Source organism: Mycobacterium sp. (assembly GCF_965277065.1).
In the GTDB taxonomy this organism is placed as follows: domain Bacteria; phylum Actinomycetota; class Actinomycetes; order Mycobacteriales; family Mycobacteriaceae; genus Mycobacterium.
In genome coordinates, this window is sequence record NZ_CBDIBT010000014.1 from 53,916 (window position 1) to 76,460 (window position 22,545).

The 22,545-nt window shown below is 64.6% G+C and carries 21 protein-coding genes and 1 pseudogene; 11 read left to right on the forward strand and 11 right to left on the reverse strand.

Annotated features, from left to right (window positions below):
* The first annotated feature begins 195 nt into the window (after positions 1 to 195).
* The 3 genes from ACQY5A_RS03000 to ACQY5A_RS03010 all read left to right on the forward strand — a co-directional run bounded on the left by ACQY5A_RS03000 (position 196) and on the right by ACQY5A_RS03010 (position 2,257).
* Positions 196 to 390, forward strand: a complete 195-nt coding sequence (locus ACQY5A_RS03000) for a ferredoxin (RefSeq protein WP_428338894.1) — start codon at positions 196 to 198, stop codon at positions 388 to 390.
* Between the two features lie 87 nt (positions 391 to 477).
* The gene (locus ACQY5A_RS03005; protein WP_428338895.1) at positions 478 to 1,065 is read left to right on the forward strand and encodes a nuclear transport factor 2 family protein; all 588 of its coding nucleotides are present in this window, start codon (positions 478 to 480) and stop codon (positions 1,063 to 1,065) included.
* A gap of 199 nt (positions 1,066 to 1,264) precedes the next feature.
* Positions 1,265 to 2,257, forward strand: a complete 993-nt coding sequence (locus tag ACQY5A_RS03010; RefSeq protein ID WP_428338896.1) for an LLM class flavin-dependent oxidoreductase — start codon at positions 1,265 to 1,267, stop codon at positions 2,255 to 2,257.
* Positions 2,258 to 2,327: 70 nt separating this feature from the next.
* On the opposite strand, the gene ACQY5A_RS03015 is transcribed toward ACQY5A_RS03010, so the two are convergent.
* The 5 genes from ACQY5A_RS03015 to ACQY5A_RS03035 all read right to left on the reverse strand — a co-directional run bounded on the left by ACQY5A_RS03015 (position 2,328) and on the right by ACQY5A_RS03035 (position 6,794).
* A complete protein-coding gene (locus tag ACQY5A_RS03015) occupies positions 2,328 to 3,098 on the reverse strand; it encodes an alpha/beta fold hydrolase (RefSeq protein WP_428338897.1) in 771 nt (256 codons plus the stop codon).
* Positions 3,095 to 3,250 carry a hypothetical protein gene (locus tag ACQY5A_RS03020; RefSeq protein WP_428338898.1) on the reverse strand — a complete coding sequence of 52 codons (156 nt, stop codon included), beginning with the start codon at positions 3,248 to 3,250 and terminating at the stop codon, positions 3,095 to 3,097. Before ACQY5A_RS03020 ends, ACQY5A_RS03015 begins: the two co-directional genes overlap by 4 nt.
* 101 nt (positions 3,251 to 3,351) lie before the next feature.
* On the reverse strand, positions 3,352 to 4,935 hold the full coding sequence (locus tag ACQY5A_RS03025; RefSeq protein WP_428338899.1) for a class I adenylate-forming enzyme family protein: 1,584 nt from the start codon (positions 4,933 to 4,935) through the stop codon (positions 3,352 to 3,354).
* A 10-nt stretch (positions 4,936 to 4,945) separates the two neighbouring features.
* Positions 4,946 to 5,425 (reverse strand): 2,4'-dihydroxyacetophenone dioxygenase family protein, encoded by a 480-nt coding sequence (locus ACQY5A_RS03030; RefSeq protein WP_428338900.1) that lies wholly within the window; start codon positions 5,423 to 5,425, stop codon positions 4,946 to 4,948.
* 85 nt (positions 5,426 to 5,510) lie between these two features.
* Entirely contained in the window at positions 5,511 to 6,794 is a 1,284-nt protein-coding gene (locus tag ACQY5A_RS03035; protein WP_428338901.1) for a CaiB/BaiF CoA transferase family protein, read from the reverse strand.
* A 56-nt stretch (positions 6,795 to 6,850) separates the two neighbouring features.
* Here ACQY5A_RS03035 and ACQY5A_RS03040 point away from each other — a divergent pair, with 56 nt between their 5' ends.
* On the forward strand, positions 6,851 to 8,032 hold the full coding sequence (locus tag ACQY5A_RS03040) for a hypothetical protein (protein WP_428338902.1): 1,182 nt from the start codon (positions 6,851 to 6,853) through the stop codon (positions 8,030 to 8,032).
* Between the two features lie 24 nt (positions 8,033 to 8,056).
* On the opposite strand, the gene ACQY5A_RS03045 is transcribed toward ACQY5A_RS03040, so the two are convergent.
* Complete coding sequence (locus ACQY5A_RS03045; RefSeq protein ID WP_428338903.1) at positions 8,057 to 9,196, reverse strand: acyl-CoA dehydrogenase family protein; 1,140 nt, start codon at positions 9,194 to 9,196, stop codon at positions 8,057 to 8,059.
* Between the two features lie 143 nt (positions 9,197 to 9,339).
* On the opposite strand from ACQY5A_RS03045, the gene ACQY5A_RS03050 reads away from it, so the two are divergent.
* Genes ACQY5A_RS03050 through ACQY5A_RS03060 form a run of 3 tightly spaced genes read left to right on the forward strand, consistent with a single transcriptional unit; the run spans position 9,340 to position 12,972 of the window.
* Positions 9,340 to 10,176: a mycofactocin-coupled SDR family oxidoreductase gene (locus ACQY5A_RS03050; RefSeq protein WP_428338904.1), complete on the forward strand. Its 837-nt coding sequence runs from the start codon at positions 9,340 to 9,342 to the stop codon at positions 10,174 to 10,176.
* 9 nt (positions 10,177 to 10,185) lie between these two features.
* Positions 10,186 to 11,646 (forward strand): aldehyde dehydrogenase family protein, encoded by a 1,461-nt coding sequence (locus ACQY5A_RS03055; protein WP_428338905.1) that lies wholly within the window; start codon positions 10,186 to 10,188, stop codon positions 11,644 to 11,646.
* Between the two features lie 12 nt (positions 11,647 to 11,658).
* Complete coding sequence (locus ACQY5A_RS03060; RefSeq protein WP_428338906.1) at positions 11,659 to 12,972, forward strand: cytochrome P450; 1,314 nt, start codon at positions 11,659 to 11,661, stop codon at positions 12,970 to 12,972.
* A gap of 286 nt (positions 12,973 to 13,258) precedes the next feature.
* On the opposite strand, the gene ACQY5A_RS03065 is transcribed toward ACQY5A_RS03060, so the two are convergent.
* The 5 genes and pseudogenes from ACQY5A_RS03065 to ACQY5A_RS03085 all read right to left on the reverse strand — a co-directional run bounded on the left by ACQY5A_RS03065 (position 13,259) and on the right by ACQY5A_RS03085 (position 16,115).
* Entirely contained in the window at positions 13,259 to 13,903 is a 645-nt protein-coding gene (locus tag ACQY5A_RS03065) for a TetR/AcrR family transcriptional regulator (protein WP_428338907.1), read from the reverse strand.
* A 15-nt stretch (positions 13,904 to 13,918) separates the two neighbouring features.
* Entirely contained in the window at positions 13,919 to 14,242 is a 324-nt protein-coding gene (locus tag ACQY5A_RS03070; RefSeq protein WP_428339124.1) for a hypothetical protein, read from the reverse strand.
* Between the two features lie 35 nt (positions 14,243 to 14,277).
* Positions 14,278 to 14,667 (reverse strand): annotated as a pseudogene (locus tag ACQY5A_RS03075) (spirocyclase AveC family protein); the annotation flags it as partial.
* 43 nt (positions 14,668 to 14,710) lie between these two features.
* Positions 14,711 to 15,832 (reverse strand): amidohydrolase family protein, encoded by a 1,122-nt coding sequence (locus ACQY5A_RS03080; RefSeq protein WP_428338908.1) that lies wholly within the window; start codon positions 15,830 to 15,832, stop codon positions 14,711 to 14,713.
* 10 nt (positions 15,833 to 15,842) lie between these two features.
* The gene (locus tag ACQY5A_RS03085) at positions 15,843 to 16,115 is read right to left on the reverse strand and encodes a hypothetical protein (protein ID WP_428338909.1); all 273 of its coding nucleotides are present in this window, start codon (positions 16,113 to 16,115) and stop codon (positions 15,843 to 15,845) included.
* A gap of 108 nt (positions 16,116 to 16,223) precedes the next feature.
* Here ACQY5A_RS03085 and ACQY5A_RS03090 point away from each other — a divergent pair, with 108 nt between their 5' ends.
* The 4 genes from ACQY5A_RS03090 to ACQY5A_RS03105 are packed head-to-tail and all read left to right on the forward strand — an operon-like array spanning position 16,224 to position 22,537.
* Positions 16,224 to 17,408 carry an ABC transporter substrate-binding protein gene (locus ACQY5A_RS03090; protein ID WP_428338910.1) on the forward strand — a complete coding sequence of 395 codons (1,185 nt, stop codon included), beginning with the start codon at positions 16,224 to 16,226 and terminating at the stop codon, positions 17,406 to 17,408.
* Between the two features lie 16 nt (positions 17,409 to 17,424).
* The gene (locus ACQY5A_RS03095) at positions 17,425 to 19,827 is read left to right on the forward strand and encodes a CaiB/BaiF CoA transferase family protein (protein ID WP_428338911.1); all 2,403 of its coding nucleotides are present in this window, start codon (positions 17,425 to 17,427) and stop codon (positions 19,825 to 19,827) included.
* Positions 19,824 to 21,389, forward strand: a complete 1,566-nt coding sequence (locus tag ACQY5A_RS03100; protein WP_428338912.1) for a class I adenylate-forming enzyme family protein — start codon at positions 19,824 to 19,826, stop codon at positions 21,387 to 21,389. The genes ACQY5A_RS03095 and ACQY5A_RS03100 overlap by 4 nt, the downstream gene beginning before the upstream one ends.
* Positions 21,386 to 22,537 (forward strand): serine hydrolase domain-containing protein, encoded by a 1,152-nt coding sequence (locus tag ACQY5A_RS03105; protein ID WP_428338913.1) that lies wholly within the window; start codon positions 21,386 to 21,388, stop codon positions 22,535 to 22,537. The genes ACQY5A_RS03100 and ACQY5A_RS03105 overlap by 4 nt, the downstream gene beginning before the upstream one ends.
* Positions 22,538 to 22,545 lie beyond the last annotated feature (8 nt).

Genomic DNA, 22,545 nt, shown 5'->3' on the forward strand with positions numbered 1-22,545 from the left:
CAATGGTTGACGGAGAGCGCAACACCCGGCTGCCCGGTGTAAGTCCGAACGTGCGCTGGCGCCTCGACTCAACCATAGTGTATACCGGTATATAGTTAATGGTATAGCCTGCCAGCGTACAGGTGTCCGTCCTCGATCACACCATTCGGAGGAGCTGGCGCCCCCATATATGACATGGAGAGTATTTTCCCAGCGATGCGTATCCGCGTAGACAACTCCAAGTGCTCCGGCCACGCCCAGTGCCACGCCGTCGACCCGGACCTGTTTCCGATCGACGATTCCGGCTACTCCACCCTGCAGCCCCATGAGGTCAGATCCGAAGAGGAACAGGCGACGCGCAAGGGTGCAATGGCCTGCCCGGAGCAGGCCCTTATTCTCGAAGAGGACTGATCGGCTCAACAAACGGCGATGAGAATGCGACGAATCCCGTTACACCACGGCCGTGGTGCCTGCGGTCAGAGTGGACGGTGACCCGGAATGACCGACCAGCCCTTCGACGACCTGTCCAGGCGTGTTCAGCGCATCGAGGACCTCCTCGAGATCCAGCAGCTCGCCGTTCGGTATGCCATGGCTGTCGACGAGCGGGACGTCGATGCTTGGGTGAACCTGTTCGTACCTGACGTGGAAGCCGGCAAAGGCGGTGTCGGCCGTCCCGCGCTGCGCGACTTCATCACCGCACAGCTGCGGCTGTTTTACCGCTCCATACATCAGATCGTCGGACACCGCATCGACCCACTCAGCAGTGACCGCGCCAGCGGCAGTGTTTATTGCCGCGCCGAGCACGAGGTCGGGAAAAGGTGGATCGTCGTCGCGCTGCGGTATGACGACGACTACCGCAAAGTCGGCGGGGCGTGGTATTTCGCCCGCCGCACCGACAAGCATTGGTATGAGGCCGACGTAAACGACTGGCCCCAGCACGTCAGTTTCCACGGCTGGCCGGATGCGCCTCGCAGGCCGCTGCTTCCGGAACCCTCGGACTGCTGGAGTGCGTTCTGGCACGGCGCAGACACATCGGCGATCACTTCCGTCCCGCTGTCCGACGATGGCACGTGTTTGGATCTGTAAAATCATAAAAATGTTTATATGATTTTGGGAAGGCCCTGCGTGTCGATGGGTGTCCTGGTTATCAGGAGTTCGGTGACGCCGGGCTCGGCATAAGTGGGATCAGTTGGTAGCGGCATTGTAGTCAGAGTGATGGATGACCGCGCGTGCGCTCGGGCACACTGCCGAGGAGCTAGGCACGACGGTTGGAAGGACATGGGCTGTGGTCAAGGTTGGCGTGTATTTTGATCTGCGCAATCCCGCGCAGTGGCGTCAGGATCCTTCGCGCCTGTATAGCTTTACCCTTGAGGCGTGTGAGGAGGCCGAACACCTTGGCGCATCGTCGGTCTGGTTTTCCGAGCATCACCTATTCATCGATGATTACTTACCCAGCCCGCTGACGTTTGCCGCCGCGGTCGCCGCACGCACCAGTCGCGTGCGCATCGGGACCGCCGTAGTGATCGCGCCTATTCATCAGCCCGCTGAAATCGCCGAGCAGAGCGCAATAGTCGACATTTTGTCGTCGGGCCGTCTCGACTTGGGTTTAGGTACGGGGTATCGGGCGCCGGAGTTCGACCTCTACGACGCACCGCTGAACGGTAAGTACGCTCGGACCGATGACACCGTGCGCAGACTTCGGCAGCTTTGGCGCGACGGGGGGATCACCCCGGGTCCGGTTCAAGAAAAGCTACCGATCTGGATGGGATACCAAGGACCGCAGGGCGCGCGGCGTGCCGGGCTGCTCGGTGAGCGGTTGCTTTCACCTAATTCCGCGCTTTGGGAACCCTATTCGCAGGCTCTCGTCGAGGCCGGGTACCCGATCGAATCGGGAAGGATGGCGGGGGGTATTCAGGGCTGGGTCAGTGATGATCCCGATCGCGACTGGCCGCTGGTCTCTAAACACCTTGCCCACCAGCTCAATACATATCGCCGCCACATGGTAGAGGGCACCGATCAGCCGGTGCCAAAGCCCGTCGATGTGCAACGCGTGGTGGAGGCGCAGGGGCGGGGACCGCTGGGATCGTTCAGCTACGGGACACCAGAGGCGGTGGCCACGTCGATCCGCGAACTGATCGCCGGTGCACCGGTGGACACCGTTTTCCTGTGGGCGTCGATCGGTGGCATGGATGATGTGACGGTGATGAACAACATCCACACCATCTGCACGCGGCTGGCGCCGCTGTTGGCCCAACCTGCGAGCGTCGGGAAGAACTGATCCAGCCCCTGTGCGTCTCTGAGCCTTGGCGCGCCCTCTGCCGCGTCAGCGTGCACCCACGTGAGCCCGGCTAACTCCACAAGCGGCAGTGTCCAATGAGAACCTCAGCGAGCCAACGTGGTTCGGAGATCATAACGTCGTGACCACTATCGACGGAGAGCACAGTGCACTCGCCGCCGAGTGCCGCGATGCTCCTGCGCTGTGACCGCGGAGTCATCGCGCGGTCCCGCGTGGTGAGAATCCAGGCCCTCGGAATATCGTCGGGCAGATCGCAGCGGTCGGCGGGCTCCAAGAATATCGACGTGGACTCCGGGCGACACCGAGCCAGGGTGAAGGCCTGTTGCGCCGCAGTCATGCCGTTGCAAAACAGGTAGCGCGCGAACCAGTCCGGCGCCTTCAACGGCTTCCCGCGGCGACCGACCCACACTCCGTACCGGCGAAGTGGCCCCACTAGTGTGTCCACCATTGCGCGACCCTGGTCTGGCACGGTGCACGCAATGAAGATCATTCCGCGCACCCTGGCTCGGCCCAGCTTGGCGGCCATTCTGGGAACGCTGAGTCCGGCTAACGAATGCCCAACGAGGACCACGTCGCGAAGGCCGGCGCCATCGATCTGTGTAAGCGCCGAGTCGACCCATTCTGCGAAGGTTGCCGTCATCAGATCGCCCGGCACACCTTGCCGACCCGGCAAATTCACCGCCAAGACCTCCAGATCCGGTGCAAACCGTCGCAGTTCGGCAACGGTAAGATCCCAACAGTCGCCGGCATGTGCGCCCCCATGCACTAGTACCAACCCGGGCAGGTCATGGTCTGGGTGCCGGTCACGGGTGCGATCGGTCATCGCACCGAGATGTTCTGCAGCGCGGGCATATTGAGTTGTGACTTGGTGTCGAGCGGCCAGCGGTAGCCCTCGAGCTCGTGAGTGTTCTTCACGAGGACCCGGCCGGTGGCCACCCACTCATCCACCACCGCCGCCACCGCGTAAGGCTGCATCGCACAAACCTTTAAGATGCAGCCGGAATTCTGAATTATCAACGGCAATCGCGGCAGCCACGGGACTCGAACGCCAAATGCTTCGCGCCGTGGAAATTTCATCATGGTCCTCCTGCTGTTGTCTGGCCGACCCAGGTACGCAGCTGCTTCTTGTCGACCTTGCCAGTGGCCAGCACCGGCAAGTCATCGACGAAGACGACGCGGCGCGGAACCTTGTACCGGGCCAGCCGCTGACGCGCGAACCCTCGCAGCTCGTCAAGGGTGGGGCGGACTCCCGGCCGTGCGACGATCACTGCGCAGATGGCCTCACCCCAGTGGCGGTCGGCGACACCAACCACGGAACACGCGGCGACACTAGGCATCTGCGCGAGTACATCTTCGATTTCGGGGGAGTAGACGTTTTCGCCGCCGGAGACGATGACGTCCTTCTTGCGGTCGACCAGGAACAGCAGCCCCCGCTCGTCAAGACGGCCGATGTCGCCGGTGTGACACCACCCGTCCCGCAGCGTGGCGATAGTCGCAGCGTCATCATCCCAATAGCCCCGGAACTGCGAGTCGGAGGAGACGACGATCTCTCCAGCGCTACCGTGGGGCACCTCGCGACCATCTTCGTCGACGATGCGCAGGCGCACCCCGGGCATCGGAAATCCGACCGACGCCAGCCGATGGGCCGCATCGCTGTCCATCCCATGCAGCTCTCGGGGCAAACCCGAGATCATGCCTTCGGTCTGCCCGTAGAGATTGACGAAACCGACACCAGGAAAGGCTTTTAGCGCCTGACGCAGCGACGCCATGGCCATCGGCGCGGCCGAATACATCACGCTGTGGACGCTTTTCAGTGCGTCGGAGACGCCGTGCTGGTCGAGCAGGCGCTGCAGCATCGTAGGGGCGAGGTGCAGACTCGTCACGCGCTGTTCGGCGATCAGATGCAGCGCCTGGGCGGGATCGAACGTCGACTGCAGCACCGCCGTGCCACCGCGGGCATGTAGGCCTGCGACGATTGCGATCGCCCCGAAGTGAAACATCGGCATGTTGATCAGGCCCGCGTCGTCAGATCCCGCCCGCAGTTCCGTATTCATGGCGAACGCGACCCGGTGCAGCTCCCGCTGCCCGATAATGCAACATTTCGACGAGCCGGTCGTTCCGCTGGTGAACAGCAAACACGCTATGTCGTCCGGGCGGGCGACAAGCTCACAATCGGCCGAACTGCCCTGAGCGACGAAGTCCTCGAAGGCCGTCATGCCGGCGGGTCGGCCCGGGCCAATCGACACCCAGTCCCAGACGTCCGACACGTCGGATGAGCATCTCGACACCAGCGGGGCGAACTCGTCGTCGCAGAAGACCACCCTCGGGGTGACGCGCTTCAGCGCGTCGCTGACTTCCGATTGCGACCAGCGCACGTTGATGCCCGCCAACGCGACACCGCTGAGGTATGTCGCCGCCAACAGCTCGCCGAATTCGATGCCGTTGCGAGCCATCACCGCGACGCGGTCCTGACGCTTGACCCCGGCGGACGCCAACGCTGACACTAATTGCGTTGCGCGGCTGCGTAGTTGACTGTGCGTGACCGCGCGTGTGTTCGAGCGATAGGCGTAGACGTCGGGGAATCGTTCGGCATTGTCGTTGACAATATCGCCCATGGTGGCCAAGTGGTCGCCACCGCGGCAACGGGCCGAAACGCTCATCGTCGAGGCGTCAGTCGATCCAGATGTTCTCTGGCAGATCGATGCCGTTCGTCGCAAGCAGCATCTGATAGCCGGCGATGGCGGTGTGCGCGTCCTGGTAGTTGAGGGTTTCACCGTTGGGGCCGATGTCCACCTGGCCGCCGTGGACGATGAACAGCGCTTCGGTGTCCTCGTCGACGACCAGGCTGTGTTCGGTTTCCGGCCACTCCATCACGTAGGAACCCGCCGTGGCGAACCAGTCGTACTCGCGGTAATGCCAACGACCCCGGTAGGTGAATGCGTGCACCGGACCGAAGTGCCGATGCTTGGGCACCTGAATTCCGGCCGCCCATCGCAGCATGACGGTGTAGCAGTTCTCGCGCAGTGATGCGCGCAAGATCTTGAACTCCGATCGCCCCCACTCCGACTCGAGCACAACCCATGGCACCGATTCGAGGTCGATCGGCGGACGAACGCCCAGATCGGTAGCGCCCGGCGCAGTCGCGGTCATTATGGAGGCCTCCTTCGCTGTCTTTTCAGACAGATAATTAACTAGTTATACAGTTTATGAGACGGACAGCGAACAGTCCAGGCCGCTATTGGGACGCCGCCGACGACGCGTCGATAACGGCCGGATCCAACCCGATCTCCTCGAGCACTTCGCGCGTATGCTCGCCGGGCGCCGGAGCCGGGCGGCGCAGCCGATAAGGGCTGTCGTCCACGCGCGCTGCGCTGCCCACGTAGCAGAAGTTCCCGGCGATCGGGTGGCGATCTTCGATGAAGAACTGGCGGGCCCGCATCTGCGGGTCGTCGACGACGTCGGTCAGCGACTGATGGGCCGGAGAAATGGGAAGTCCCGCCTCGGCGCCTAGCTGCACCCAATCAGCGAGCGAGCGTTGATGAAATACCTCCTGCAGGTGGCGGCGAAGCTGGGGATCCTCACCCCAGCCGACGTCCTCGGTGGCGTTCTCGTTGCCCTGTTCGACTAGGTCGGGCCGGTCGATGCGCTCGCAGAAAGCCGCCCAGAACCGGTGTTCTATGCAGGCGAACAGAAGTATTTTGCGGTCCTTGGTCTCATAGAACTGGTACCGCGATCCCCAAAGCTCGCCTTCGGCGCGCAGCGCCATGCCGCTACGGTCAGTGATCCTGGCGTCGTTGAGTTGCTGGACAACGGGGAGCCACGCGTTCATCAGCGTTGCATCGCTGGCAGCCACGTCGATGTAGGCACCCTTGCCGGTCCGATTCGCGCGGACCAGCGCCGCGCAGGCGTGCATGGCGGCATGCACGCCGCCCGCAGCGGTGGCTTCGCCACCCATTTCGGGTCCATCGACGCTGACTGGTCGCGGATGCACGAAGCCGTCGTCGGTCATCTGCTGGGGGTGGGCGCCGGCGAGCGAGCCCATCATCATCCCGTGCGGCGGGATGTCGGCATACGGTCCGGCCGCCCCGAAACCGGTGTGCTGGACGTAGACGATGTGCGGGACCCGCGCAGATTGGGCCTGATAGCCGATCCCCAGCCGGTCGCACACACCCGGCCGGTTGCCGTCGACAAAGACGTCGGCGGTGGCCAGCAGTCGCCAGAACACGTCGAGGCCGACGCCGGACTTCAGGTCGACGAATACGCTGCGCTTGTTCTTATTCACTTGCAGGTGGGGCACGCTGCAGCCGGGTGTGATCTGACCGAGAAAGTATCGAAGGTAGTCCCCCTGGGCCGGCGACTCGATCTTGATGACGTCGGCACCCATGTCAGCGAGGTACATCCCCACAGTGTCGCCGTTGAGCAGCACCGCGGACTCGATCACGCGCACGCCCTCGAGCAGGGACGGATGCGCTCGTTCCATCCGTGCACCGCCTTTGGACTCGTCGGGGTTTGAACCCATTGTGACCAACTTGACTTACATGTCAAGTAGAGTTGCACCCGACCGAAGGAGATCCGATGTCTGACGCCAAGGCTGGAAACGCCAGTAATTGGGTGGCCGGGAAGCTGCCCGGGGCCACGGTGCCCAAACCGACCTACAACGGCGCCGAGTCGACGCCGAAGATCCGTGTCGCCCATGTGGGCACGGGGCGGGCCGGCGCCGAGGTGCTCAAGGCGATCCTCGCCTGTCCCGAGCTCGAATTGGTCGCTCTGTGGGCGACGTCGGACCTCGACGTCGGCCGTGATGCTGGCGAACTCATTGGCCTCGACCCCGTCGGTGTGGCCGCGGTGAACTCATTGGAGGCGGCGCTGGCCGCCGGTCCCGACGTGCTGTGTCATTGCGAGCACGGGCTGGGCCGCGAGGAGGAGGTGGTCCACGATTCCTACTTCGCCCTTGAACGCGGCGTGAACGTCATCACCACCTCCCTTTTCCCGATGATTGTCCCGGCAGCCGCGCCCAGGGCGCTACGTCGGCCGCTCAAGGACGCCGCGATCGTCGGGCAGGTCAGCTTCGTGGCGACCGGACTGAATCCCGGTTTTGCCACCGATCTGCTGCCTAGTGCGCTGCTGGCGGTGTCAAACACGGTTGAGCACATCGAGATTCGTGAGATCGGCCACTACGACCGCTATGAGGCCGAATCGGTGATCCGCGGCGTGATGGGTTTCGGTCAACTTCCGGACCAAGCGGCTCCCGTTTTCGATGGGCCATTTGCCGCCTACAGCGGTGACTTGGTCCGTCACGTCGCTGATCGACTCGGTCTCGATGTTGACGAGGTCATCGTCAGCACGGAAGCCGCAACCCACGACACCGACCTGCAAACGTCCGTGGGCACGATGAGAGCCGGGACGGTGGTCGCCCGACGGTTGTCCTGCGAAGGCCGCTCCGGCGGTCGCGCCGTCATCAACACCGACCACGTCACGCGGGTCAGTCGCAACGTCGCGCCGATGTGGCCGCAGTTCGACGGCGCCGGTGAGGTCAGCTATCGGGTCACCGTCGTCGGCGACCCGAGCGTCCGTGCCGAGTTTGCTTTTGGGAAGGAGAGCGATGCGCCCGGCCCCCCGGTGGTCACCGCGCTGCGGATCGTCGACCTCATCCCGGCGCTGGTGGAGGCCGGCCCTGGCGTCGTGTCCGGCTTGGACCTGACACCGCGTCCGCGGCGACGTTCGCTCGCGCCGCAGCCGACGCCGGTCCGGGCGTGACTCGGGCCCGGTCCGGGCTGGAGATCACAAGCCGAGGCTGCGTCCGATGAGGTCCTTCATGACCTCGGTGGTGCCGCCGTAGAGCCGCTGCACGCGAGCGTCCTTCCACAGCAGCGCGATCTCGTACTCGTTGATGTAGCCGTAGCCGCCGTGTAACTGCATGCAACGGTCCATGATCTCCCACTGCACCTCGGTGGCCCACCACTTCGCGGCGGCGGCCTCCTCGCTGGTGAGGTCCCCGTCCACGGCGCCCTGGATGCAGCGGTCCACATACCCGCGGGTGACCTTGAATTTGGTGTCGATCTCGGCCAAGGAGAACCGGTTGGCCTGCATGGTGCCCACCTTTTGACCGAAGATCTCTCGGGTCTTGGCGTAGTCGAGGGTGATCTCGTAGGCGCGCTCGGCGCTGGCGACCGCGTTGACCGCGATCCCCAGGCGCTCCTTGGCCAGGTTGTGCATCAAGTAGTAGAAGCCCCTGCCCTGTTCGCCCAGCAGGTTCTCCGCCGGCACCCGGGCATCGTTGAAGAACAACTCGGCGGTGTCAGATCCGCGGTTGCCGATCTTGTCGAGTTTGTTGCCTTTGGTGAAGCCGGGAGCGTCGGCCTCCACCACGATCAGTGAGAAACCTTTGTGGCCGGCGTCAGGATCGGTGCGGCACACGACGATAACCAAGTCGGCGAGGATGCCGCTGGTGATAAACGTCTTGGATCCGTTGAGCACCCAAGAATCGCCGTCGCGGCGGGCAGTGGTCGCGATGTTCTTCAGATCGGATCCCGCTACCGGTTCGCTCATCCCGATCGCGGTGATGGTCTCTCCGGTCACCAGACCCGGAAGCCAGCGCTTCTTCTGTTCAGCCGTGGCCAGGCTGTTCAGATACGGGGCGGCGACGTCGTTCTGCAGGACCAGGCCCAGCCCGGTCGCCGAGCGTGCTGCTTCTTCGGCCACGACGGCGTTGAATCGCCAGTCGTCGACGCCGGGGCCGCCATACTCCTCGGCTACGTCGAATGCCAGCAGCCCCAATTCGCCGGCGCGTAACCACGCAGAGCGGTCCGCGTGACCTTGCTCCGCCCACTTGCCGCGCTGCGGAATGCACTCCTTCTCAAAGAAATTGCGCGCGGTGCTCCGAAGCGCCTCGTGCTCCTCATCGAAAACCGTCCGTTGCATGGGCCACCTCCAAGAGAGATTAATGTATAACTGTATCCCAACGCAGACCTAAGCCCCCCAATAAACTTGACAGATCAGTCAACTTGTTTTTAGCATCGAGTGACGCTCACCACAGCGACGACAAATCCGAGTAAGGATGCGCAATGGGAAAGCTGGACGGCAAGGTTGCCTTCATCACGGGCGCGGCTCGAGGACAAGGCAGGTCACACGCGGTTCGGCTGGCCGAAGAAGGTGCCGACATCATCGCGGTGGACATCTGCCACGACATTCCGACGTTGCCGTACTCGCTGGCAACGCCGGAAGACCTCGACGAGACGGCCAAGCTGGTGCTCGACACCGGGCGGCGGATAGTGACCCGACAGGCCGATGTGCGTGACATCGCCGCGCTGCGTTGGGCTTTCGAGGAGGGCGTGGCTGAACTCGGACGGATCGACATCGTGATCGCCAACGCCGGGGTGATGTTCTTCGGAGACTTCGATCCTTATGGAGACCTCGAAGCCGACGACGCGGCCTGGGAGATCGCCACACGCGTGATGCTCGACGGTGTCCGCAACACCATCAAGGTGAGCCGCAAGGCGCTCGTCGACGCCGGAAACGGCGGTTCGATCGTGCTGATCAGCTCGACCGGCGGCCTGAAAGGCAGCTCCGACGGCACCGGCGGGGGAGACGGCTACATCGCCGCCAAACACGGCATCATCGGGCTGATGCGCACCTACGCGAACCTGCTCGGGCCCGCCGGGGTCCGGGTCAACACCATCCACCCGACCGGTGTGATGACCCCGATGATCATGAACGAGACATTCGGGACCTGGGTCGCAGCCCACCCGGAGATCGCGGACAGAATGCAAAACCTGCTCCCCGTGCCCGCGCTGGAGCCAATCGACGTCAGCAATGCCATCGCATGGCTGGTCTCCGACGAGGGGCGCTACGTCACCGGCGTGACTCTGCCCGTCGACGCTGGCTTCACCGCGAGAATCTGAGGAGTCCAGATGCCTGTACAAGCGCCCGATCTCGACATTCTGCCGAAGACCAGCCTGCTGATCGGCGACGAGCGCTTGGCCGACAGCAGTGGCGGCCAGTTCCAGCATTTCTACGCCGCAACCGGGACGCCGACGATGCCGGTGGCACTGGCCGGCGCCGCCGAGATCGATCAGGCCGTGCAGGCGGCTCGACAAGCGTTTCCCGGGTGGCGTGCGCTGCCGGTGGACCAGCGTCGAGAGGCACTGCTGCGGTATGCGCAGTTGCTGCGAGAACATGCGGACGAGCTCACCCGCATCTCGATGGTCGACAACTCGTTGCCGTATCTCATGGCATCGCCGTTGGCGCCGTTGGCCGCCGATGCATTCGCCTACAACGCCGGTTGGGCCGACAAAATTGGCGGCGACGTCATCCCCACCTGGAACGGACCCTCATTCGACTACACCCTTGAAGAGCCCTACGGTGTCGTCGGCATCATCATCCCGTGGAATGGTCCGGTCTTCGCGCTCGGCATGACTCTCGGCCCGGCGCTCGCAGCGGGCAACTGCGCGGTGCTCAAACCGCCGGAGCTGGCGCCGTTTGCAGCGATGCGATTGGGCGAGCTGTTCTTGGAGGCTGGATTTCCGCCGGGCGTCGTCAACGTCGTGACGGCAGGTCCGGCGGGTGGTGAAGCACTGGTCCGCCATCCCGGGGTCGACAAGGTCCACTTCACTGGCAGTGGCACGACCGCCCAGAAGGTGCTGACGGCCGCGCAGGAGACGCTCAAACCGGTCGCGCTGGAACTCGGGGGCAAATCAGCAAATCTCATCTTCGCCGACGCCGATCTGTCCTCAGCCGCACTGCAAGGCGTGCTCGGTATGCAGGGCAGTGGCCAGGGCTGCATCAACGGTACCCGCGTCCTGGTTGAACGGCCGGTCTATGAAGAGGTGCTGCAGTTGATGGCGGGGATTTTGCAGACGCTGGAAGTCGGCGACCCGTCCGTGCCGTCGACATTTTTCGGCCCGGTGATCAGCGACGCCGCAGCGAGCCGGATCATGGGGGTCATCGACGCCGCCAAGAATCACGGCACTCGGCTAGTGGCCGGCGGCGAGCGGCTCGGTGGCGACCTGGCCAACGGATACTTCATTTCCCCGACCGTCTTCGCCGACGTGGACAATTCCGTATCCATCGCGCGCGACGAGATTTTTGGTCCGGTCGTCGCTGTCTTGCCGTTCGACGACGAAGACGAAGCGGTCCACATCGCCAACGACAACCCGTTCGGACTGGCCGGTTACATCCAAACGAATGACCTCAAGCGCGCGCACCGAGTCGCCAGTGCACTCGAGGTCGGCAACATCTGGGTCAACGGGTTCCTGGGCATCCCCACCTCGGTCCCGTTCGGCGGCGTCAAGCAAAGCGGTTGGGGCCGGCTTGGCGGTCGCGACGGCATTCGTGAATTCACCCGTCCGAAAAACGTGCACATATCGCTGTGAGGGGAGTGGCAGATGACTGAACAGGATTACGTCAAGGCGCCTGAAAAGGCGGTGATAGACTTCGACCACCACTCAGAGGCGTTCGCCGACGGTTGGCGAGAGATTACCGCGGATCTGCGCAAGCGGTGCCCGGTAGCCTGGACTGAGTCCAACGAGGGATATTGGGCCGTCACCGGGTACGAGGAAGTCCGCGCGGCAGCCCTCGACGACGCGACCTTCTCCTCCGATAACGACCTGAACAGCGAGCGGGGTGGCGGCAAAGGCGTGGCGCTTCCGCAGTCACCCTTCCGCCAGATTCCGATCGAAGTCGACCCGCCGATGTTCAATGCCTACCGGTCGCTGTTGAATCCGAAGTTCTCGCCAGCGGCCGCGGAAGCATGGCGGCCGTTTCTGCAACAGGTCACCAACGCGCTAATCGACGAGGTTTGCGAGACGGGCGAGCTCGACGTCGTCGACAACATTGCCAGCCCGGTGCCGGCGATGGTGACGATGCGCCTGCTCGGCTTACCGCTCCAGAATTGGGAGCGAGTGGCGACCCCCTTTCACCAGATTTCGCAGGCGGCGTGCGGATCGGACTTGTACAACGTCGCTGTCGAAGGGTTGCTGAAAGTACTGACCGAGCTGGGGGAGGAACTCGCCAAGCGGCGCGACCACCCGCGGGAAGACCTGTTGACCTTCTTGGCCACCGCCACCATCGAGCCCGAGGGTGAGAAGGCCCGATCGCTCACCGACGAGGAGTGCATCCAGATCTGCTTCCTGCAGCTCATTGGCGGCGTTGATACCACCACCGGGCTGCTCTCGCAGACGTTCGGATGGCTATCCGACCATCCCGAGGAGATCGAGCCGCTGCTGAACGACGCCGCCTACCTCAAGACTGCCACCGAAGAGTTCTTGCGCTGGGTCTCGCCCGCGCCGGCGCTCGCCCGCACCGTCACCACCGAGACACACCTGGGCGATCAGACCCTGCGCCCCGGCGACCGGGTGCTGCTGTGTTGGGCGTCGGCCAACCAGGACGAAACCGCGTTCGACGGTCCCGAAGAGTTGAAGCTGGACCGCTGGCCCAACCGGCATCAGGCGTTCGGTCTGGGCGTACACCGCTGCCTGGGATCCAACATTGCACGGGTCGTATTCCAGGAGGTACTCACTATTACGCTGCGCCGCCTGCCGAACTTCAAGGTTGACCTCTCCCGGGCGCAGCGCTATCCATCGCTTGGTCAGGTGAATGGCTATAACATTTTGCCGGCGACGTTTACGCCCACCTCGCGTTTGGGCAGCAACCTGCCTAAAGAGGGTCCGCCGCCGTCCCTGAAGAAGCGGCGGACATAGCCTCAACGCGCGTCAGTTTCCACCTCGCAGAGCTGTTCGAATCGTGGTCGATGCGAAGCCATGAGGTTGGCGGTAGTCCGCTGCTAATACGTATAAGCCATTTACTTTTACGGCCAAGAAGCGCCTGCCCTCCATCGGAGTGCCGGGCCTGATCGCGGTCGCCGTAGCCACGGGCGCTTTGCTAGACCTGGCCTACGAGGTCATCATGATTCGATGAGCCCGGGTGAAGTCACGCAGCCCAACCCGGGCAGCACCGGTTAATCCACGTGGAGCCGGACGTGAACGACTAACCCTGGGTACTGCCCCACACTAGCTGGGCCAGGCTGCGCGCGACCGCGTCCTCGTCGAGCTCGAGTCCGGCGACGCGCCACTGATACCAGAACCGTTCGAACATCGACAGCACGGCGAGGCCCTGCACGACCGGGTCGATCCCGCGCTGCCCGGGTTCGGCCCGTACGTGTGAGAGACCGTCGCCAAGGGCTTTGGCGCCCACGAGTTCGGTGTCTAATACCCATTGCCGCAGCTCGGGATCCGATTCCGCAGCCTGGTACGCGGTGTGTATGAAGGCTCCGTAGGTATCCAGGAACGCCAAATGCTTGCGCACCCACTCGGTGACCTCATCTAGCGACGCGCCGACGGGAAGCTCCTCGAATTGGCGGGCAACCTCGAGACCTTCGGGCTCAATGTTCTCGCCGAGTGAGCGCAGCACGTCCTGCTTGGAGGCGAAGTAAGTCCAGAACGAGGCGCGGGACACCCCTGCCGACGAGGTGATGTCCTCGATGGAGGTGGCGTGATAGCCGCGGTCGAGGAACAACCGGCGAGCATTCTCCAGGATCGCCTGCACAGTCCGGCGCGCCCGCGGGCCAAGTTCCACGGCGGGACTGCGTCGGGACGGCGCCGGGAGGTCGGCCCACCATTGGCTGGCTGGCATACAGCAATCCTAATGTCAGGGGTTGTACGCGCTGGGTGGCAGGAACAATGTCCGTCCCAGGATCAGGATGGCCGGCTGGAAGAAGAACAGCAACACATTCATCGTCAGCACCCAGCACAGTAGCCGCAGCGACTCGCGCCGCACGCCCACGGCGACCTTTGGTGCGCCGATCCACACCTCGTTGGGGTAGAACCCGCGGTCGTTGCGGCGGTCGATGAGTAACGCCAGACAGACCGCGAACCCGACGAACGGGATGGCCGGCCATACCAACGACAGCGCTCCGCGCGGGCTGATCCAGGCCGGCCCGACAGGTTCGGCGTAGGAATACCAGCCCAGCATGGTCTGTGTTTTTCCACGCCGATGTCGAAGGCGTAGAACAGCATTGCCGACGCGACAACGACGACGAATGTGCCGTTGATCGTCGGCAGTCGCCGTTTGATGGCGGGGATCAGCTTCGTCAGGACCACCGACGCGCCACCGAAGAACACGCCGTAGCCGAACACCACGGCAATAGGCTTCCACCGGGTCTGGTACCAGGTCGACGTCCAGTGCCCGAACGGTGGAAAGTTTCGGTTGTACACCAGGTATGCACCCCAGTCGGCGGGCCACTCGATCCAGAACATGCTGGTGCCGGCCAGAAACAGCAGCGACATCAGCGAAAATCGTCGTGTCCGGGCGGTGTGCACCCCCACGGCTGCGAGCGCGATCAGCCAAATGACCAAATAGACGGTGGTGAAGATCCACCCGGCGACGGGCGGTCCCATGTTCGGCGGGTAGAGCGGATCCGCCGTCCAGGACGCGCCCACGTCAACTGACCGGGAAGCGGAACAGCTTCTCGGCGTTCTGATGAGTGATCTTGGCGACGTGGTCGTCGGGCATCTCGCCGAAGATCTTGGAGGCAGCCGACTGACTGGCGGGCCAGGTGGTCTCCGAGTGCGGGTAGTCGCATTCCCAGAGGATGTTGTCGACGCCGATGATCTTGCGTGCCTCCTCGATCAGGCCGAACGTCTCGTTGACCGCGCACACGTAGAATTGGCGATGGAACACGTCCGACGGCCGCTCGTCGTTGAACGGTGCCCAGAAGCGGTGCTTTTCCCAGACGAAGTCGCAACGTTCCAGCAGATAGGGCACGTAGCCGATGCCGCCTTCGGTGATTGCGAACTTCACGTTCGGATACTTGGCCGGGATCTTGGAGAAGATCAGGTCGGCGATGGTCTCGATGCCCACCTGGCCGGGGGACGCGCAGATGGCCACGGAAAAGTGTGAGTCCGGGGTCGGGACCGGGATGCGCCCGCTCGAGCCCAGGTGCATGCAGCAGACCACCCCGGTCTCTTCGATGGCCTCGAAGACCGGCCGCCAATGGTCTTGGTGCAGCGACGGCAGGTCGAGATACACGGTGTTCTCCGGGAACGACAGTGCCCGCGCGCCCTTGGCGGCGCACCGACGGATCTCCTTCGCCGCGGCGACGGGGTCCCACAGTTTGGTGATGACGGTGGGCACATAGATGTCCGGCGCCGCGGCGCACCACTCGTCGATGACGAAGTCGTTGTAGGCCTCGACACACAACGACGCCAGCTCCTTATCCTTGAACTGGTGCAGGACGCGGCCCCCGAAGCCCGGCAGTGAGGGGAACAGCACGCTCCCGACGATGCCGTCGGCGCGCAGGTCGTCGGCGCGGGCCGCCGGGTCGTAGCAGCCCGGGATCAGGTCGTCGTACCGCACCGGTTCGGTGCCCCACTCGGTGGGATCCTTCCCGGCCACGGCGTTGAGGCCCATGGTGGCCGAGCGCTGGTCCTCATACACCCAGAACTGCCGGCCCTGGGACTCGATGACGCGAGGGCAGTCTTCCTGATATTTCTCCGGGAGCCGCTTGGTCCAGACGTCTCGCGGTTCAACGATGTGGTCATCGACGCTGAAGAGTTTGTACATTGCGTGCCTCCTAGCTCGGCGGGGTGGGGGTTCGGTCACTGGAGGTTGCAGGGCGTTGAGAACGCAATCTGTCTGCGACGCGTCCCATGGCCTCGAGACGGTTGGTCATGGCCGTCAATTGGGACTCAGTCTCGTCATCGGGGTCAGCCGACTGCTTTTCGGTGAGCTTCGCGATCTGGTCCTTGAGGGTTACCGATTCGTCGTACAGACGCGCAGCTGCTTCTTGCCACGTGATCAGATCCATCTCTTCCGAGAGTGGATCGTGAGCCGGACGTTCCTCCATGCCTATAACCATGCCATACTTGACACCTCAGTCAAGTCTTTCGTAGAGTCGGGCTCGTTGATCTGGTAGCGCGGGTCAGGTCGCCTGAATCGATGGAGGTCAGACCTTATGGCGGAGTACCCGCAGGGCATCTCCCGCACACTGGGCGACGCGGTTTCCGGCGAGCGAGAACCGCACCGTGTGGCGATCATTCAGGACTGGGGAATCGGCGTCGAGCCGCTCTACGATCAGTACGACGCCACCCAGCTCGCGTTTGAGGACGCTCTGGAAAGCGGCCTGCTGGACCGTCCTGTCGAGCTGAAAGTCGTTGAAATAGAAGGCCTTCCGTTTCGGCGGGCCTCGACGATTCTGAATGCTGTCGAAGAGGTGGTACGCGACTTCGACCCGATCGCGATCATCGGCCCGCACACCTCGGAGAACGCGCCCGTGGTCAAGCCATGGGCCGAGAGCATAAAAATTCCGTTCATCGCGATGTCGGGTGCGATGGACATGGGCGGCCCATGGACCTTCCTGACGCCGAACGGCACGTTCAGCGACGAGGGCATCATCATGGTCGACCACGCGGTCGACATCCATGGTGCGACGAAACTCGGCCTCATCCGCGAAGACAACGCACTCGGCGACGAGTACGCCGCGTGGATCAAACAGCGGATTAAGAAGCGCGACGCGAGCCTCGTCGCCGACGTCGCGCTTGGCTCGTTCTTTGCCGACGATGAAGGGCGCCGAGCCGTTGAGCAGATGCGGGAGGCCGGTGCACAGGCTTACCTCTACGTCGGGTTCGGGGCAACCGCGGCGGCGGTGCTGACCGCCTCGCAAGAACTTTTCGCCGACGGCTACGACGCGGCCAGAATCACCATGTCTATTTTCATGGGTACCATCCCCGGCCTGGCCAAGATGGACGGCACTCAATACGGCGGACTGCTCAACAATTACGAGGGGTGGATCGGCGTAGACCAGTACGACGAACGTAACGAGCAGTTCATGGCCATGCTTGACCGGTTCGAAAAGCGGTTCGACGGGCGCCGTCCAATGCACTGCTACACCGCCCAGGGCTACGACATGGCCAACGTGGTGGCGCATGGACTCGCGAATGCCAGGCCGTGCTCTCGCGACGGGCTGCGGCGCGGATTAGAGATGGTGCGACGTGTGCCCGCGACAGCCGGGGGGCCGGGCAACATGCTCTCGTTCGGGCCTTACGACCACCGCGGGTACAAAGGCGACTACATAACGTTGCGCCAGATTAGGGGCGGCAAAAATGTACTCGCCCCCACCGAACCCACCAACTCGCTCTGACACGGTTCTGCTGAACATGACCGAGACAGCACAGACACCACTTGACGGCATCGTCGTCGCGGACCTGTCGTCAGGTATCGCGGGCGGCTACTGCACCCGACTGTTGCGCGACGGCGGCGCCACGGTGATCAAGCTCGAGTCGCCCGCAGGCGATCCGTTGCGCAAATGGTCGGCTTCGGGTCGCAAGCTGGGTGGCGACGACGGCGCGTTGTTCAAGTTTCTAGCGGGCGGCAAGCGCAGCGTTCTTGCGGACCCCGGCGGCGCGGCGGCGGTGCTGGCCAGCGCCGACATCATCGTGTGGTCGCCCGGGTCGGAATTGGCCGACGACGCTGCGCTTTCGCCATCGGCGCTACGGAAGCTGGCGCCGCACGCCGTCGTCGTGGCGCTGACCCCGTTTGGGTTGGACGGGCCCTGGGCAGACAAACCTTCCACCGAGTTCACCTTGCAGGCTTGGTCGGGCGGCATGTGGCACCGAGGTGATCCCGCCCGCGCGCCGGTGGCCGCCGGTGGGCGCACAGGCGACTGGCTGATTGGCATGATCGGCGCGGTCTCGGCGCTGTCGGCGCGCTGGCGCGCGCTGCACACCGGCCGCGGCGAACTCGTCGACGTCTCTGAGCTTGAGTCGCTGATCCTGACGCACAGCGTGTATCCGGTGACCTACGCGAGCATCACCGGCATGCCAGTATTCCCCTCGCGATTCAAGAGCTTCCCCGGCATCGAGCAGGCCAGTGACGGGCTCGTCGGCTTCATGGTCGTCACCGGTCAGCAGTGGCTAGATTTCTGCGTGATGGTCGACAAGGCCGAATGGCTCGAAGATGAGTCGCTGATCTCGCTGGTGACGCGCCTGAATCGGCGGGATGAACTGGGCAAGGACGTCGACGCCTGGATGGGCCAGCACACCGTTGACGAGATCATCGAGCTCGCCACCGCGTTCCGCATTCCGGTGGCCCCGGTCGGCGACGGACGCACGGTTACCGAGTTCGAGCATTTCCGCGACGGCGGATACCTCGCTGAACACCCTGGTCGCGGCTTTCTTCAACCGACCCCGCCCTACCGCCTGCACGACACGCCGGCCGGGCCGGCGAGCGCGGCTGTGGCGCCGGCGCTGGGGGAGCACACCGACACCGAGCTGCCTGTCCGTGTTGCGCCCGCCGCCAGGGGCGACACCGAGCCGCGGCTGCCGTTCGAGGGCTTGCGGGTCGCTGACTTCACTGCATTCTGGGCTGGGCCCATCGTGGGCCATCTGCTGGCCATCCTAGGTGCCGATGTCATTCACGTGGAATCGGTGCAGCGCATCGACGGCATGCGTTACCGCGCTGCACGCCCATTCGACCAGCCGCATTGGTGGGAGACAGGGCCCGGCTATCAGGGCGGCAATACCAACAAGCGTGGCCTCACCCTGGACATGAACTCCGAGACCGGCCGCGAACTGGCGCTGGATCTGGTCAAGCAGTGCGATGTGGTGATCGAGAACTACACGCCCAGGGTGACCGAGTCATGGGGACTCACCTACGGCAAGCTCAAAGAGGTCAAACCCGACGTCATCATGGTCCGGATGCCCGGATTCGGTCTGGACGGCCCGTGGCGGGACCGCTCTGCGTATGCCCAAACCATGGAAGCGGTGTCCGGGCTGGCCTGGCTGGCCGGCTACGCCGACGAGGAGCCGCAGTTCCTCAACGGCCCTGGAGATCCGGTCGCCGGATCACACGCGACCATCGCCCTGCTGCTCGCGCTGGAACACCAGCGGCGCACCGGGCAGGGGATGCTGATTGAGGCACCGATGATCGGCGCTGCGCTGTGCATCGCCGCCGAGCAGGTGATCGAGTACACGGCTTACGGCAACCTCCTCACCCGCGACGGCAACCGTGGTCCCACCGCAGCCCCGCAGAACCTCTACCTGTGCGCCGACACCGACGCAGATGGCGAGCACGATCAGTGGGTTGCCGTCGCCGTTGAAACCGACCAACAGTGGCGCGGCCTCGCCGCGGCGCTGGACCGGGACGACTGGTTACGGGACGCCGCTCTAGCCCACGCCGCGGGCCGTCGCGTCGCGCAGGACGTGCTGGACGCGGCGATCAGCGCCTGGACCGCGACCAGGCAAAGCGCCGAGGTGGTATCGACGTTGTGGGCGGTCGGAGTGCCGGTCGGCGTCGTCATTCCCGCCGAACGGCAGGTCGACAACGAGCAGCTGCAAGCGCGTGGGTTTTTCGAAGAGGTCGACCATCCCATCCTCGGCACCGTCACGCACTGCGGCTACCCCGCGCGCTTCTCGGCCGGCCCCGGCCGCGTCAACCGTTCGCACGCCCCGCTGCTGGGCCAGCACAACCACGACATCCTGCGCGAGCTGTGCGGCCGCAGCGATGAGCAGATCGCCGAGTACGAGCGACTCGGCGTGATCGGCACCGAGGTACAAATGTGAATGCTGCCCCGCCGGCATACTGGCCGGCGGACACCAGCGTCCCGCTGTGTGACGACACCGTCGGCACGGTGCTGCGCCACAACGCGGTACAAGCGCCGGATCGTGCCGCGGTGATCGAATGGCTGGCCGCGGACGGCCGGTACCGGTTTATGTCCTACTCCGAGCTGGCCCGGGCCGCCGGCGCGGGCGCCGCCATTCTGCTGGCTGTCGCCGAACCCGGCGAACGCGTCGCGGTCTGGTCGCCCAACAGCACCGAGTGGGTGGTCGTGGAGTACGCGGCCGCACTTGCCGGGCTTGTGTTGGTTCCACTGAATCCCTCGCTCACCGACGCCGAGGTGTGCGACCTGCTGTCGCGGTCGGGCTGCGTCGCAATCCTTTCCGTCGCCGAGTTCCGCGGTCAGCGCCTGCTCGACCGGGCCGCCGCGCTAGCGATTCCGCAGCTGCGGCGGATCTTCGATCTGGCCGCCTGGCGCGCCGGCGATATTCCCGCGCGCGGCCTGCCGCACGTATCGCCAGAAGCCGCCTTCCTCGTCCAGTACACCTCTGGAACCACCGGCGCGCCGAAGGGCGCTGTACTGAGTCACCGGGTCGCGATGAACGTCGGCACGCTATCGGTTCCGCTGCTCGGCCTCCCGGAGGGCGCCATCTGGTGTCATCCCCTTCCGCTGCATCATGTCGGCGGGTCGGTCTGTGTGCTTCTCACCGTGCTGGCCCAGACAGGCACCATCGTGCTGATGCCGGGCTTCGAGGCCGCTGCGGTTCTCGACGCGTTGGTCGCGACGCGCGCGACCGCGGTCGGCGTGGTCCCCACGGTGCTGCTCGCACTGCTGGAACACGCCGACGCGGCCGACACTGACCTATCGGCGTTGCAGCTGATGACGATCGGCGGTGCCGCGGTGGCTCCTTCGCTGATCCGGCGGGCCGAGCGGACATTTGGTGCCCGCGTCGTCAACACCTACGGACAGTCCGAGGCACCGTGGATCGCGCAGACCCGGCTCGACGATCCCGACGAGGTCAAGGCGCTGACCATCGGCCGGGCCGGCCTGCATCGCGAAGTGCGCATCGTCGCGTCCGGCACCGCCGAGACCGTCGGATGCGGCGTCGTCGGAGAGCTCGCCGTTAGATCGCCCGTGATGATGACCGGGTATCTCGACGACCCTGAGCAGACGGCTGCCGCCTTCGACGGCGACGGATTTCTGCACACCGGTGACCTGTGTTCCATGGCCGATGGCGTGATCAGCTTCCATGGCCGATGCCGCGAGGTCATCATCAGGGGCGGCGAGAACGTGTACCCGACCGAAGTCGAGAAGGTGCTGGTGTCGCACCCCGCGGTCGGCGACGCGGCAGTACTCGGGGTCCCTGACGAGCGCTGGGGCGAGCAGGTCGCGGCGGCCGTCCGGTTCCGCGACCAAGACCCGCCCAACTGGGGCGAGCTGGAGGCGTGGGCGCGGGAATCGTTGGCGGGCTACAAGGTGCCAAGGGTGTGGCGGGCGGTGGAAGAGTTTCCGACTACCGCCTCGGGCAAGGTGCAGAAATACATTCTGCGCGAGGCGTTCCGATGATCGACGCGATGTCCCGCGATCTCGTCGACCCGGCGACCGTGGGCGTCAATGCGGCCCGGCTCGACGCACTTATCCGCCGCGTGCGCACCGAGGTCGATATCGGCCGGCTGCCGTCGGCCCAACTGGCGCTGGCGCGCCGCGGACGTCTGGTCGCGTTCGAGACCGTCGGCGACGCCGGTGTGAGCGTCGCCGAACCTCGTTATCTGCTGCAATCGGCTGGGCGGCCCTATGTCGCCAGCGCGGCCTGGAAGCTGATCGGCGACGGCCGGCTCGACGTCTCCGAGCCGGTCGCTGACATCATCGACGAGTTCGCCACCCACGGTAAGGATTCGATCACCGTCGAGCACGTGATGACTCACACAGCGGGAATTCCGTTCGCCCCGTTGGGCTATCCGAAGATGGCCGACCGCGGCCGTAGGCTAGAAGCCTTCGCCAAATGGCGCCTCGACGAGCCGCCCGGACAGACCTTCCAGTTCCACCTGACGTCGGCGGGCTGGGTGATCGCCGAGATCGTCGAACGCCGCAGCGGGATGCCGCTGCCGGAGTTTCTGCGCCGCGAGATCGCCGAGCCGCTGGGCCTAGGTGCCGCGTTGGGTGTGTCGCGCGACGATCAGAAGGCCGGCGTCGCGCCCATGCGGTGCACCGACGGGGACGGTAGCGACGTCGACCCATGGGGACCGTGGTACCTGAACAATCCCGACATCGTGGCCGCGGGCGAGCCGTCGCACGCGGTGGTGGCATCGGCCGCCGATATCGGATTGCACTACCAGGCGCTGCTCGCGGCCTTGGCGGGCGACGACCGGCTGTGGTCGCCCGAGGTCATCGCGGACGCCGTGCGGGCCCGGGTGACCGCGGTGCCCGTCGGCGAACAGATCTACGGGGGCTCGCAGCTGCGCACCAGCATGGGCCTCTTCGTCACTGTTCGCGGGCCCGACGCAGGCAGCTGGATGCCGCCCAACGCCTCGCCCGAGGCATTCGGGAATGGCGGTGCGGCCTACCAGCTGGCATTCGCCGACCCGGCCACCGGTCTTTCGTTCGCATTGCTGTCCAACGGATATCCGCAGTCAGGCTACGACTACACCCCCGGTGGCGTCGCGCTCTTGCGGGACGTGGGAAACCTGGCCGCCGGCTGTTCGCTACCCGACTAAGGAATTAC